The organism is Pseudotabrizicola formosa, assembly GCF_002900965.1.
GTDB lineage: Bacteria > Pseudomonadota > Alphaproteobacteria > Rhodobacterales > Rhodobacteraceae > Pseudotabrizicola > Pseudotabrizicola formosa.
Window position 1 is genome coordinate 64,974 of record NZ_PJOM01000006.1, and the last position, 14,368, is coordinate 79,341.

The 14,368-nt window shown below is 56.5% G+C and carries 9 protein-coding genes; 5 read left to right on the top strand and 4 right to left on the bottom strand.

Going from position 1 to position 14,368, the window contains the following annotated elements:
* Positions 1-40: 40 nt before the first annotated feature.
* Together CXR43_RS16535 and CXR43_RS16540 are read left to right on the top strand one after the other, a co-directional pair.
* Complete coding sequence (locus tag CXR43_RS16535) at positions 41-1,921, top strand: DUF6119 family protein (protein WP_103336064.1); 1,881 nt, start codon at positions 41-43, stop codon at positions 1,919-1,921.
* 111 nt (positions 1,922-2,032) lie between these two features.
* Complete coding sequence (locus tag CXR43_RS16540; RefSeq protein WP_146036544.1) at positions 2,033-3,640, top strand: ComEC/Rec2 family competence protein; 1,608 nt, start codon at positions 2,033-2,035, stop codon at positions 3,638-3,640.
* Positions 3,641-3,782: 142 nt separating this feature from the next.
* Here the strand turns inward: CXR43_RS16540 and CXR43_RS16545 are convergent, their stop codons facing one another.
* The 3 genes from CXR43_RS16545 to CXR43_RS16555 form a co-directional block, all read right to left on the bottom strand.
* On the bottom strand, positions 3,783-4,934 hold the full coding sequence (locus CXR43_RS16545) for an SAVED domain-containing protein (RefSeq protein WP_146036545.1): 1,152 nt from the start codon (positions 4,932-4,934) through the stop codon (positions 3,783-3,785).
* 12 nt (positions 4,935-4,946) lie between these two features.
* Complete coding sequence (locus tag CXR43_RS18285) at positions 4,947-5,372, bottom strand: type II CBASS E2 protein (RefSeq protein ID WP_494338059.1); 426 nt, start codon at positions 5,370-5,372, stop codon at positions 4,947-4,949.
* 80 nt (positions 5,373-5,452) lie between these two features.
* A complete protein-coding gene (locus CXR43_RS16555) occupies positions 5,453-6,715 on the bottom strand; it encodes a nucleotidyltransferase family protein (RefSeq protein WP_103336072.1) in 1,263 nt (420 codons plus the stop codon).
* A 492-nt stretch (positions 6,716-7,207) separates the two neighbouring features.
* Between CXR43_RS16555 and CXR43_RS16560 the strand changes: the two genes are divergently transcribed.
* From CXR43_RS16560 to CXR43_RS16570, 3 genes are read left to right on the top strand one after another with little or no spacing between them, the layout of a single operon-like run.
* The gene (locus tag CXR43_RS16560; RefSeq protein ID WP_103336074.1) at positions 7,208-9,304 is read left to right on the top strand and encodes a class I SAM-dependent DNA methyltransferase; all 2,097 of its coding nucleotides are present in this window, start codon (positions 7,208-7,210) and stop codon (positions 9,302-9,304) included.
* Positions 9,301-10,374, top strand: a complete 1,074-nt coding sequence (locus tag CXR43_RS16565; RefSeq protein WP_103336076.1) for a restriction endonuclease subunit S — start codon at positions 9,301-9,303, stop codon at positions 10,372-10,374. Before CXR43_RS16560 ends, CXR43_RS16565 begins: the two co-directional genes overlap by 4 nt.
* Positions 10,375-10,389: 15 nt before the next feature.
* A complete protein-coding gene (locus CXR43_RS16570) occupies positions 10,390-13,632 on the top strand; it encodes a type I restriction endonuclease subunit R (protein WP_103336078.1) in 3,243 nt (1,080 codons plus the stop codon).
* 302 nt (positions 13,633-13,934) lie between these two features.
* Here the strand turns inward: CXR43_RS16570 and CXR43_RS16575 are convergent, their stop codons facing one another.
* Positions 13,935-14,246, bottom strand: coding sequence for an ETC complex I subunit (locus CXR43_RS16575; RefSeq protein ID WP_103336080.1), 312 nt, complete (start codon positions 14,244-14,246; stop codon positions 13,935-13,937).
* Positions 14,247-14,368 lie beyond the last annotated feature (122 nt).

Genomic DNA, 14,368 nt, shown 5'->3' on the forward strand with positions numbered 1-14,368 from the left:
GAACGTGTAGCGTCGCGGGAGAACAACTGCGGTGCCAGTAATGTCAAAAACAAAGCTATTTTCTATTTACCTTTTAAAAGCAGGTTTCAACCACACAAATGCTTTGAAGGAAGGTCATGCGCTAGAAGAGGACGCTGCGACGGCACTTCCTGAAGGTGCACGACTTTATATCCTAGATACGCCAGCACGCTCTCCGTGGTGGCGTGGGTTCTTTGGAGTTCAAAAAGATTTACTTCAGGCCTCAAAAGGCGCCTTAATATTCCTTTCTATTGACGATCGCAGCTTCGCGATATCATTTGGACAAGTCTACCACCACTTGAATGATTATTCTTACGAGTATGATTTTGGCCTTAAAGTAACACTGAACAGCCTTGATCCAAATGAGTTGAAAAGCGCCGATATGGTTTCTCCGGGCACAGCGCGCCGGAAGCGCACTCAAGTTGCCATTTCTACGGACCTCACTTTTCTAGATTTTGATGGAAATAGTGAGATTATTCGCAGCCTTACCGGCAAAGTCAAAGACGAATACAAACATATTTTCAAAAATGCTACTGGCTCCACATCCTTAAAAGTCGGAATGAAAGTGGCGCCACAAATTCTTCCCGCCGTTTGTCAGAACCTTCTGGAGCTTTATGAGAGCACCGCGTTTCACGAAACATTCCCCAACATCCAGAATATCTCACCAGTAAATGACCCCGCACAAGTGGATGATCTCAACGTAAGCTTACTCCAAGCATTCAATAGCCGCAGTGACGAGATAGTCTTGTCTATCCCAGAGATAGTTGACTATCAGGATGACAAAACGTGTTGTTTCTTTCGCGCCGAGGGCACGACAAGCGAGATTTTTCCTGACATCACGATTGAGGCGCTTTGGGGCTTCCTAGATGAGATCAACGTTACCCCTGAGAGCGCTTCTTCTTTTCGCCAGTATCAGCTCATCCTCTGTGATGTTGAGGGTAGCCCAGGGCGCGCATACACAGTAATGCGCTCCCTTGTCTACGAAACCCCTGCGGCAGGCGATGCCGCTATATTTCACTTGACAGATGGTAGTTGGTATCGAGCGGAGGCTGCGTTCGTAGAGCGGATGACAACATATATTAACGATAGATGCCAGCCTTGTCATCTGCCACCCTACAACCACGATCGAACTGTCAAAGGCAAGCAAGTCTACAGCGAAGAAGCATATAACACAGCGATCACGGCATGGGACGAAACCTTCATATGCCTTGATCAAACCGATATTAGCCCGGCCGGATCCACCCAAGTGGAGCCGTGTGACATATACTCTGTTTCTCACCCTGGAACAGACCAAGCGACGGCTGAGATGTATCACATTAAAATTTCGACCCGTTCAGCTCACCTCAGCCATCTATTCAATCAAGGCGTAAATTCTGTAGAGTTACTAAAGCAGGAAGAGGGATGCTCGACCAAGTTGAAAGGGCTCGTGGCCGACAGAGTTTCTGCAGAGATTCGTGATGATTTCTGCGCTCCTTTAGACCAAAAGAAGTATAGTGTTATCTTTGGGGTCATTTCCCACAAAGCTGAAGCGCTGCGGGCCGAAAATCTGCCCCTGTTCTCTCGGTTAAGCCTAATGCGGACGATGCAGATACTGGAGCTCTACGCAGTGCGATGTTCGCTTGTTTTCATCGAAGATCAAAGTCCTAAGAAGGAGGGGCACAAGAAATATCACGAAATCAATGCCGTCGTCTCACACGATGAAAATGGAAAAGTTCAAGTAAAGCCGTGTGCGGGTCAAGACGGCTTCGATGTAGACCAAGAAATAACGCATTGCCCCAAGGAAATCCGCGATGCTCTGCCAGGAGCGCAATTTCGCCTTCAAGTTAGTCTGAAGGAAGGCGGCAAGATAAGGAGCCACCACGGTTGGGATTTCGACGTTGTCGATGAACATGGTGACGATTGAGACGATCCTCTTCATACACACAGGAGCTTGCGATCGTGGTCGTAGTGCTCCAATACTGGGGCACGTAGTGACTGCCGCTCACCGCCCACCCGCCACCAAGTTGACGATATCATGACCATACTTTCGCGCGCGAGCGTTCCGCTCAGCGATCACGAGATTTGCCTTGTCAAAGGATTACTCAAGCATTGCAAGCCGCTGAAGATCAATCAGCAACGCATTATAGCCCATTTCTCGTTCCCGCATCGGACCTTACATCATAACGTTGTTTCCGCCATCGCGCGCAATCAAGCTGGCACAGACGACATTGATTATCCACCAGCCAATCTGGCGGAATGTCAATATTATTTGAACGCATGGACTGGCGACTGGGACGAACACATTTGCGCAGTAGCGATTGCGGGAGCGCCGAATTCGTCAATGCATACACTCGAATTTGGCTACCGATTTCACCCCGTCGGTCAGGGCCTGTTTTGCTCTGGCCACTTCAACCGACCCGGCCAGCAGCCGTTCCGCTGGGTTTATGACTGCGGCACCGAGGCGGGTTTGCGTAGCGAGACCCGTGCCCAACACGTCCGCAATGAGATTGCTGCGCTCCAGCGTGATCAGGAGGCGGACCATCTGGACCTAGTCACGCTATCGCATTTCGACGAAGATCATCTGAGCGGGATGCTCGATCTTTTGAAGTCATTCAGCGTTGGCACCATACTCATACCCTATCTCACACCTTGGGAAAGGCTGATCGTCGCCCTTTCCGAAGACACTGCTACTGACTCGGATCTGCTCGCCTTCCTGAAAGCGCCGACGGCTTTCCTTCTGGCGCGCGCGGACGGACGGATCGAGCGTATCGTCCTAGTGCCTCCAGGCCCGGGCGCAGAAGCGGCAGCTCCACTGACACCACCTGACGCGCCGATAAGAGGGGAAGAGCCGTTAGGCTTGCCGCCACTGCTAATCAAAGACCGTGAGCCAGATGGCGAAGCCGACAACGACGGGCTTGGTGCCGACGGTGGAATGACCGATCCTCGGGTGCGCGCCCTCGACGCCGGAGGATTCATCCTAGTCTCGCAGGCCTGGGAGTTCGTTCCTTATAATGACAGCCGCCTCGAGCCACTCGCAACCAAGAAATTTAAGGACACGGCCCGACCCCTCGCGGTCAAACTCGCACACTCCGAAAAGGAGGAGGACCGGAAGTCAGCTCTAGGTGATATGAAGAAATTATACGATGCGACGTTTAAGTCTCCAAGTGCTAAGACCATCACGCCGCGGCGGCGGAACGAGATTTCATTGTTTCTCTATGCAGGGCCAATTGGTCGAGTTGAGCTTCTGACCGCCGAAGTGACTATCCCGCGCCATGGAATGGATTCACGCATTGGTCAGGTGCCGCGCGGCTGGCGGCAAACGGATCGGTTCGGTCAAATGTTGACGGGCGACGGTTTTCTCCACACTCAGAAGCAGGTTGACGATTTCGAGCGTTTCTACCGTGTCGCCGACCGCATGATACGCGGTGCAATCTTTCAGGTGATGCATCACGGGTCGGATGCCAATTGGAAAGGTGGCGTCGCCGACCTAGTCAAGCCCGTGGCGAGCCTCTATTGCTCCGATCCGCTCGGCAAATGGGGTCATCCTGGCACCAAGGTCAGGAACGATTTTGCGCGCTACCACCCGGTGCAAGTCGACGGTGTGCATGGCTGGCAGGTCGAGGGGGTATACCGGTTTTTGTGACACATAAGCGAATGGACGTTCGGGACAGAGCGGCCGAGCGTTCTCTCAGTCTTCGAACCTGGTCCGGCCGTTCGATCTTTTGGCGGAAAGCGCCTGATCCTGCTCTTCGCACAGTTGCAGATGAGAAGCGCTGAAATCGCGTTCATTCAATGCACAGCCTTTGAACAAAGCCGCGATCCTGGACCTGATCAAATATCTTCATTGGACGATGAGCTTTTGGCTGCCAACAACGCCCAAACTCGATGCAGCATGCGGCAGGAGCTGCAGGGAAGACGAACACTTCCGCATTTTCACCATGCACCTCTTTCACTCGGTTGAAGGCTGAGCGCACGACCTCACGAAATTGTCTCATATCTTCACGGGTCCGCAGTGTGTCATGCCGTGGGCTTGAGCAGGTGATTTCCCAGATGGACAAGGGAACATCCGGCATCGCGGACATCACCCGATCATCGGAAATGCGGTCAGTTATGGACAGTTTTAGTGCCACCAACTTCCCGTCTGGCGTCCCTTCAGCAAGTCGAGAACCCATCTCAGACTCTCCCTCTCGCCAGATCCAGGACGGTTCTGGTTCCCGGTGTCGTGTGAAGATCTCGACATCATGGATGTCTGGAAGCAACTGGCCAAGCTTCATCAAGAGAGGCATTGGGGCGAAGCCGAATACCGAGATGTGGCGATACTGCCCGCTGTTAATACGGCCTTTTATCCTCTCCTGAAAGAACCGCACCAGATCGTCTGGCTCAACAGCCCAGAAAAGGTCACCGTCATCTTGCTGGCCGGTAACGCCAAGCTTCAGGTCAATCGGGTCAAAATTTGCTGGAGTCCGACCAATTGCCTGCATCGCCGCAATACACATGTCGACTGGGATCGCCGTCTCATTGGCAGCGATCTGGTTTGTAAATCTTAGAATGTGCGATTGACTGGCGGGGCGTAGGCCCACGGACCGCGAGATCCAGCCCTCGTGTGCGGCCTTCATCCTGCGCAACACCGGCTCCGGATGCTTGTCGCGCTCGTCGCGATCAATCACACGGTGGCATCCATCGCAGAGCAACATGACATTGTTCGGATCCTTGGCCAGGGACTTGGACTTGTCAGCGTTGCCCCTGGGCCCATCCTCACTGGAGCCGATGATGTGCGCGATGTAACCCTTATTTGCGGTGCGGTTGCCGGAGACCAAGTGTCCAATCAGGCTGTCATTGCAAATCTGGCATCTACCTGCCGCACGAGCCCACACAATTTTCTCGGCCCGCGGACCCACTGTCCCATGACGACCTTTTTGGGGAGCGGCTTCAGTCATGAACAACTCCGGCTAGATACTCTGCGCTGAGGTCGGCGCCACGTCCGGGGCACCGGCCAGATAGAGTTCGCCAATACATTTCGGTCCGGGCGCGTTGGAACCTCGCCATATGCCATCTAGGTGCCAGCACTCATAATAGTGGAGCCACTCTGATGCCCACGGCACGGTTGTGTCCGCAATCAACATTGTCGGATCCCACTCCCTGGCGTCCGGGTCGTAGAGGCAAAGCGCTGACTCTGTTGGGTTTCGACGGTTGAACAGCAGGTGCGGGATGTCCTCATATCGCCCCCCAGATCGCGGGCGCAGCTTGGGATCGAGAATGAAAACATGGGGCATGACGACCGCTTCACGGAACCGCCATTGAACGGAAACCAAGAAGGACTTCTGAAAGCCTCTCAACTTCCCTTCCCAGATCATTGTGGTGTTGTCGATGGACAGATCAAACGCAAAGTCCGGCTAACGTGAAGACATTCGCGTCAGCTGCGCATGTGGAGAGCGTGGTTTGACCCGCTTCTGGATCACTTGAGCAATCCGGAGTGAAAACTGTGAGCTGGCGCTCTCGACACCTGAGGCGCCGCTACCGTGCTAGTGCTAGCGGCAGCGGGTGCGGCCGCGGCAACGAGAGCCGGGGCGGCGAGGAAGCCCTTGCCCCTCTCATACGCTGCTGGTGCGGCCTTGTCGGACAGCCCATCCAAGTATTTCCGCACGGCTCTCTGGGTCACACGTTCCCCAAAGAGTTGATCAAAAATTTCTTGGATCTCTGACAGCTCAGAATCTCGGGCGCGCGCAAGTTCAGCAAGTAGATGCTGCAGGTCGCCGCGGAAGACCACCATGTCAGTCGCATCCTTCGGCCACCGGTCATTGAAGTTCTCATCCTGGAACACAGGGTTACGCTCTTCCGGCTGCTGGCCGCTGGCCAATGCAACAGCCATGCGCCGATCGAGTTCCGAAGCAAGGGCCTCGAGTTGCGCGCAAAGCCCAAATATGTTCAGGGGCACTTCCGCAGAAACCTTGGACAGGTATATCGACACAGGGCGCTTTCGGTCACGCGGCGCGTAGCGCAGATTAAGATAGCGCTTCATGAGCTTCAAAGCGATGACTTGGGGGGCATCACGAAGCGGGTCGATGGGCTCAGGCAGCTTGTCGGTCTCGGCGTCAGCAAAAACGGCGTTGAGCGCGATACGATCTGGAATGCTCATCTGGCTGCGAATTGCGCGCACCTGATCCTGAAACTGGTGGCTCGGCAGCTTAACAGTCTGCCGGAACCACTGCGCAAAACCATAAGGGTTCACGCTGAAAAGTGCGTCTGCCCCCTTGTCAGGACTATGATAGATGTTTCCTGCCCGTTCTCGCCTTGGCGCTGCGAATGGGTCCATCGGGGTCACATCAAGATGCATGAAGGCAAACTGCAGCTGCACGCATCTGGTGCAACGAACGATCTTGCGGACACCTGGGAAGCCTTCGAAGGAGTCGAATAGTCCATCCAGAACCCGCTTTGGCTGCCAGCCGGGCGGCGTGCGGAACTCAAGTATCGCGTCCAGGTCAAAGCGATCATCCGAACTGCCGTCAACGATGGTTGCACCGATGGCGCGAGAGCCCTGCGCATAAACCAGTGCATCGTTCATGTAATCTGCCAAGGCTCCTCCTGTCCGTTGGAGATGCTCAGCAATCAGGCCGTAGCGCTTTGAAGCAACTTGAAGGTCGCGATCACTCAACTCCATCTCGATGGCCGCTGCGATCAAAAGGAAATCAAGGTTTGGGGCGGTGGCGTCGAAAGGCAAGTCAACCTCCTGATCACAGAACGGGCCGTTAGCAGTCGAAGCATGCGAGTGCCAACTCTACACCAGAAGCAGCTATGAAGCAACTGATTGGTTAAGATGACCACCTTCTATGGGTAAACTCGGGCCTCAACGCACAACCTGTTGTGCTTAAAACCTTGGGGAGCGGATCACCCTATAAACCACGAGAAAAGCCTTTCAGTCACTGGTGGGAGCTCGGTGGCATCAATCAGGGTTAGGCCCATAACGATTCAGGTAGCTACCTACCTGGAATTGATCGGTTCGCGATTCACACCCGTGGCATCTCGAGAAAGCGGCGCATTGCCGAGCATATTCAGATGCTATGCGACCAGCTTCAGAACAGGATGGCGACAAGCACAACTAATTCAGCCTGAAACGATTGAAACAGCCCGCGAGACAAGCTTCATCGACTGGCTTTCCGTTGCCATCAAAGGCTATAGCTTGGCGATACCGCAAGAATTTAGGGGGCGCTCTGTGGAGCAGATCAGCAACATCGAGAAACGCCTCTGGGGTTCGGCAGATACCCTTCGCGCCAACTCCAACTTCGCTAGCAACGAATACTTCATGCCCGTCATGGGGCTGATCTTCCTGCGCCACGCCTTTTCCCGGTTCCTGAAGGTGCGTGACGAGATCCTCCCCACGCTGCCCAGCCGGGGCGGTGTGGTCCGTGATCTGACCAAGGAAGACTTCTCCCGCCGCGGCTCCATCTACCTTCGCCCCGAAGCCCAGTTCGACATGCTGGTCAGCTTGCCCGAAGGGCAGAGCGCCGCGACCGCGCTGATCGCCGCGATGGAAAGCATCGAGGGCGACTACGAGACGCTGAAGGGCCTGTTGCCCAAGCAGGAATACGCGGAACTGGACGATACCAACCTGCGCCATATCCTCCGAATCTTCAACGATCCCGCCCTTCAAAGGGCTGATGGCGACGTGTTCGGTCGCATCTACGAATACTTTCTCACCCAATTCGCGGACCAGAAGGCCCATGACAACGGCGAATTTTTCACCCCCGTCAGCATCGTAGAAACCATCGTCAACGTCATCGAACCCACCCGCGGCAAGGTGATCGACCCGGCCTGCGGCTCTGGCGGCATGTTCGTGCAGTCAGCGCATTTCGTGGAAATGCAAAAGGCCAACCCGAACGAACGGCTGACCTTCTACGGGATGGAAAAGAACCCCACTACCATTCGGCTGGCCAAGATGAACCTCGCCGTCCACGGGCTGGAGGGCGATATCCAGAAGGCCATCAGCTATTACGAAGATCCGCACAAAGACCAGGGGCCCTTCGACTACGTTATGGCCAACCCGCCCTTCAACGTCGATGAAATCGACGCGGAAAAGATGAAGGATGACAAGCGCCTGTCCTTCGGCCTGCCCGGCGTCAACAAGGGCGGGAAGGTGTCGAACGGCAACTACATCTGGATGTCGTTCTTCCATTCCTACCTGTCGCCGCGCGGGCGGGCGGGGATCGTCATGTCCTCGCAGGCATCCTCCGCAGGCGGGAAAGAGGCCGATGTCCGTCAGGCGCTGGTCAAGACCGGCGATGTCGACATCATGGTCGCGATCCGGGGCAACTTCTTCTACACCCGCACTGTCCCCTGCGAGCTGTGGTTTTTTGATAAGGCCAAGCCAGAGGCCATGCGCGATAAGGTGCTGATGCTGGACGCGCGGCATGTGTTCCGCAAGGTCACACGCAAGGTCTATGACTTTTCGCCCGAACAAATGCGCAGCCTGACGGCGATCAGCTGGCTCTATCGCGGGCAGACCGACCGCTTCACCGCCCTTGTGCAGGACTATCTGGAAACGGCGCGAGCCGAAGCCGAGGGGGCGGATTTCACCGATCTGCTGGCGGCGATTGACGCCTGCGCGGCCTTCTTCGCCACGCAACTGGAAGATGCCAGCCTAACAGAGGCCGCGCAGCTGCTGCGCGCGGATTGCGACGCCTTCGCGACGGCAGCGGCCGAACTGATCTCTGCGCCTGCTGAGATCGGCGCGCTGAATGCGCGGCTGTCGGTCATGCAGCCGGTGGGCGACAAGGCCAAGGCACTGATCAAGGAAATCGACGCGGCCGCAAAGCTGCTGCAAAAGGCGCAAGAGGCGCTGGTGGCCAAGGGCGACCGGCAGATCGAGGCGCAGACGAGCGAGGCCGCCGCCAAGCGCGTGACGGCCGAGGTGCGGAAACTGGCGGCCGAGGGGAAAAAGCTGCTTGCCGCGGTGGCAGATGCGCGGGTGGCGCTGACGGGCGATCCTGCGGTGCAACTGGTGGTGACGGGCAGCCTGAAACGGTTCCGCTATTTCGAAGGGCAGGCGCACTGGCTGCTGTCGCGCTTCCCCGATGGCGTGCTGCGCGATGTGCAGGGGCTGGTCAAGCTGGTGGATCACGCGGAGCTGGCCGCGAATGACTACAGCCTGACGCCGGGGCGCTATGTAGGTGTCGCGCCGGAGGTCGAGGATGACGAGTTCGAATTTGAAGAGGCGCTGCGCGAAATCCACCTGGAACTGGACGGGCTGAACACAGAGGCGGTAGAACTGGCCGAGGTGATCGCGAAGAATTTTGAAGAGTTGCTCGGATGAGTTGGACTGATTGCGAACTCGGGGATGTAGTCACGCTGAAACGGGGTCACGATCTGCCCAATGATCGCCGAATTGATGGGTATATCCCGGTCGTTTCATCGTCAGGCATTACAGGCTGGCACAATGAGGCAAGAGCAGAACCGCCAGGTGTCGTGACCGGGCGATATGGCACAATTGGCGAAGTCTTCTATCTGGATCGCCCGTATTGGCCATTGAACACAGCTCTCTATGCCATCGACTTTCACGGCAACGATCCAAAGTTCGTTGCCTATTTCCTGCGCAACCAACTGAAGAACTATCAGAGCGAAAAAGCGGCTGTTCCGGGCGTAGACCGGAACGTCTTGCACAAGATCAAGGTCAGGTGCCCTGACCCGCAGGCGCAGGAGCGCATCGTTTCCATCCTCTCGGCCTATGACGACCTGATCGAGAACAACCGGCGGCGGATCGGGTTGCTGGAGCAGGCGGCGCGGCTGCTTTACCGCGAATGGTTTGTCCACCTCCGCTTTCCCGGCCATGAGACGGTAAAGACCGTTGATGGCCTGCCGGAGGGGTGGAGAATTCTCAGTGTTGAAGATTCAGTGAAACGGTTGCCCCCGGGAAAGCTATTCTCACAAGCGACAGCATCTGCGAAGGGGACAGTTCCCATTCTTGACCAAGGGAAATCAGGTCAGCTTGGCTTTCACGATGAGCAACCATCTTTCGTGGCATCGGTTGATGACCCCGTGATCGTTTTCGCAAATCACACATGCTATCAGAGAGTTATTCACTTTTCTTTTTCGGCCATCCAGAACGTTTTGCCATTCAAACCGTCATCGAATGTTCCGAATGAAATCTATTGGCTTCATCATGCGACGCTAGGCTTGGTAAAGCTGAATGCCTACAAAGGGCATTGGCCTGAATTCAAGATCAAGGAGATTCCCGTTCCGAATGCAAATATCGCTGCCCGTTTCGCAGAGTTTGTTCGACCAATGCATGCCCAAATGCACGAGCTTGAGATGCTGAACTCAAAACTCACCCGCGCCGGCGACCTGCTCCTCCCGCGCCTGATGGATGGACGCATTCCCGTTTAAGTGTAGTGTTTGCCCATGAACGATTTCACCGAAGACCAGCTTGTTCAGAAAACCATGGCCGATTACCTCGCCACCCAGCACGGCTGGCGCGTGGTCATGGCCTGGAACAAGGAGGTCTTCGGGGCAGAGGGCACGTTGGGCCGCAAGTCCGACAAGGACGTGGTGCTGACCCGCTATCTGTCCGAGGCGCTGCTCAGGCTGAACCCCGGCCTGCCCGACATGGCCTATGAGGCGGCGCTGCGCGAGATAACCGACATCTTCGGCTCGCAATCCCTGCTGCACATCAACCAAGACAAATACGCCCTGATCCGCGACGGCGTGCGGGTGAAGTTCCGCCAGAACGGCGAACAGCGCAGCGAACGGCTGCGGGTGTTCGATTTCGACACGGCTGAAAACAACGACTTCCTCGCCGTGCGCGAGCTGTGGGTGCGTGGCTATGCCCACCGCCGCCGCGCCGACATCGTGGGCTTTGTCAACGGCCTGCCGCTGATGTTCTGCGAGCTGAAGCGCCCCGACAAGGACTTGAAGCGTGCCTATGCCGAGAACCTGTCGGATTACAAAGACACGGTCCCGCACCTGTTCCACTTCAACGCCTTTGTCATTCTGGGCAATGGCGAACTGGCCAAGATGGGCTCGATCAGCGCGGATTACGACCATTTCGCGGACTGGCTGAAACTGGACGAGCGCGATCGCCGCGACGAGATGCTGCCGATGGAGGCGCTGCTGCGCGTCGTCTTCGACAAGCGGCGGTTCATGGACCTGTTCGAGAATTTCATCCTGTTCGCCGATACCGCGAACGGCCCTGTGAAGATCCTCGCCAAGAACCACCAGTTTTTGGGCGTGAACCGCGCGGTCGATGCAGTGGCCAACCGCCGCGCGCTAGACGGCAAGCTTGGCGTGTTCTGGCACACCCAAGGGTCGGGCAAGTCCTTTTCCATGGCGCTGTTCACCCAGAAGGTGCATCGGCGGTTGGGCGGTGATTTCACCTTTCTGGTGCTGACCGACCGGACGGATCTGGACAACCAGATCTACAAGACCTTCGCCAGCGTGGGCCTTGCCAACACCGACAAGGACCCCTGCCGCGCCGGATCGGCGCAAGAGCTGCGCGATCTGCTCGGCCAGCAGAAGAAGGTGATCTTCGGGATGATCCAGAAGTTCACCGATGATCAGGCCAAGGCGGGCATCTATTCTGACCGCGACAACATCATCGTGGTGACGGACGAGGCGCATCGCTCGCAATATGGCACGCTGGCGCTGAACATGCGAAAGGCGCTGCCCAACGCCGCATTCATCGGGTTCACGGGCACGCCGCTGTTCTCCAATGATGAGGTCACGAAGAAGGTCTTCGGCGCTTACTTGTCGACCTATGACTTTCAAGATGCGATCGAGGACGGGGCGACGCTGCCGCTCTACTACGACGCGCGCGGCGACAAGCTGCGTCTGTCAGGCGACGGGCTGAACGAAAAACTGGCGGCCGCAATCGCCGATGCCGAAATCGACGACCCGGATGTGGCGGCCAAGCTGTCGGATGACCTGAAGCGCGAATACCACATCGTCACGGCCGAGCCCCGCCTGCGCCATATCGCGACGGATTTCGCGTGGCACTTTTCCTCGAATTGGGAAAGCGGCAAGGCGATGTTCGTTGCCATCGACAAGGTCACGGCCGTCCGGATGTATGATTTCATCGCGGAAGCCTGGACCGCCCGGATCGCGGAACTGGAGAGGGATCTGGTTCATGTGTCCGACGACCAGGAGCGCGTGATCCGCACCCAGCAGATCGAATGGATGCGCAAGACCGAGATGGCCGTCGTCGTCAGCGACGAGCAGGGTGAGGTTCAGAAGTTCAAGAACTGGGGCCTCGATATCATCCCGCACCGCAAGCGGATGAAGGACGGCTTCACGGTCAAGGAAGTGGTCGGTGGACAGGAAGTCGAGAAGCGGCTCGACGTGGAAACAGCGTTCAAGCGCGATGACCACCCGTTCCGGATCGTGATCGTCTGCGCGATGTGGCTGACCGGCTTCGACGTGCCGTCACTGTCGACGCTTTATCTCGACAAGCCGCTGCAGGCGCACACGTTGATGCAGGCCATCGCCCGTGCGAACCGGGTCAAGGAAGGCAAGAACAACGGCCTCATCGTCGATTATTGCGGGATCCTGAAGAACCTGCGGAAGGCACTGGCAACATTCGCCGGTCACACTGGAGGCAGTGGCCCAATGGGCGGCGGCGAGGATGAGCCAATCGTCGACCCCTTGAACCCGGAGGAAGCACTTCTTTCCGAACTGGCAGAAGCCATCCAGATCGTGCGCGAGGGATTGCGGGCGGATGGGTTTGGCCTAGAACGGCTGCATGTGGAAGATGGCTTCAAGAAGCTGAAAGCGCTCAAGGATGCCAAGGAGCTCATCAATGCCAACGACGAGTCCCGGAAGCGGTTCGAAATTGCTGCGCGGGCGGTGTTTCGCAAATACAAGTCCTGCCTGACCTTTGCGCAGGTCGAGATTTTCAAGGCCGACTACCAGGCGATCAACTATATCTACAATTCGCTCCAAGAGGACAAGTTGGCCGCTGATACGTCAGCGATCATCCAAAAGCTGAACGCAATTGTGGCCGAGGCAATCGACATCCGGCCCGACCGTGAGGGCGAGCGGGTCTTCGACATCTCGAAGGTCAATTTCGAACTGCTTCGAAGAGAATTTGCAAAGAGCGAGCGCCAGGCCAGTGACGTGCAGGATCTCCGGACGGTTCTTCAGGAACGACTCGCAAAGATGCTGGCAGCCAATCCTACCTTGACCGATTTCCAGGACCGCTTCGATAAGATCGTGGCGGAATACAACAAAGAAAAGGACAAGAACACGATTGAGGCCACCTTCGAGGCGCTGATGAGGATCGCAGCCGACCTCGAAGAGGAAGCACAAAGCCACGTGGCGCTAGGCCTGACACAGGAGCAGAAACCAGTCTTTGATCTACTGATGCGGGACGATTTGTCAAAAGAGGAAATCCGGCAGATCAAGTCGGTATCTGTCGAAATTCTGAAGGCAATCCAGCGGCGAATGGAGGAGGTGCAGGACCTTTTTGAGAAGCAAAGCACCCGTGATGGGCTTCGCCAAGAGATTTATGACCTGCTCTACGATGACCGCACAGGTCTTCCGGCGTCAAAGTATGGCGAAGATACGCTTTCTGAAAAGACGGACGCCATCTTCCAACACTTCATGCACCAATTTGACTATCGCACAGCCGCTGGTGCGCATCCCAGCCCTTGACGAGAGCGGCAGATCACCTGCCGCGGCTATCCTGGCCCTAAACGTATAAGGCACCAGAGCGACAGGCCTTTACTGGTCTGGTATCGGTGCTTCGAACCTGAAGGCATTCAGCAGCAATCAAGTGATCGACAACCGCATGGCGACCGAAGTGTGAGCTACCTACCTTGGCTGGCCAAAAGGCCCTGATCATACAGATGACCCAAAAGGTCCTCCTCACAAAATCAAAGACTTACAAAACCTTTGCCCCGAACCGTCCAAACCTTGCCCCAAACGGCAGCAACTATGCCCCGATTTACACCGTGTCAGTGGGTCCAGACACCGCGGCGGTCTGTGGCGAAATTCTCACCGTATCCGCGCGCGCGGATCAGCGGCTTGCGTGGTTTTGGAAGTTGTACATCATAGTCGATGCCCCGGGCGCGGGCATAGGCCTCTGCCGCATCCAATGTGTCAAAATTCAACCGCACCTGCGCCTGCGTGTCGCCTGATGACGTCCAGCCCATCAACGGATCAACTTCGCGCGCCGAGGCAGGCGCAAAATCCAGCACCCAGCCTTTGGTCTTGGCGGTACCCGACTGCATCGCGGTTTTGCTGGGCTGGTAGATGCGGGCGCGCATGAAAAACCTCCGGAATTGACGTGGCTTGTATGACTGAAAACCGGGGGGGGACGCAAGGGCCAAGCGGGGAAGCAGTCGCTGTCGGCTGATCACGGGGTGTGGGTGGGGTGTGATGCGATCAA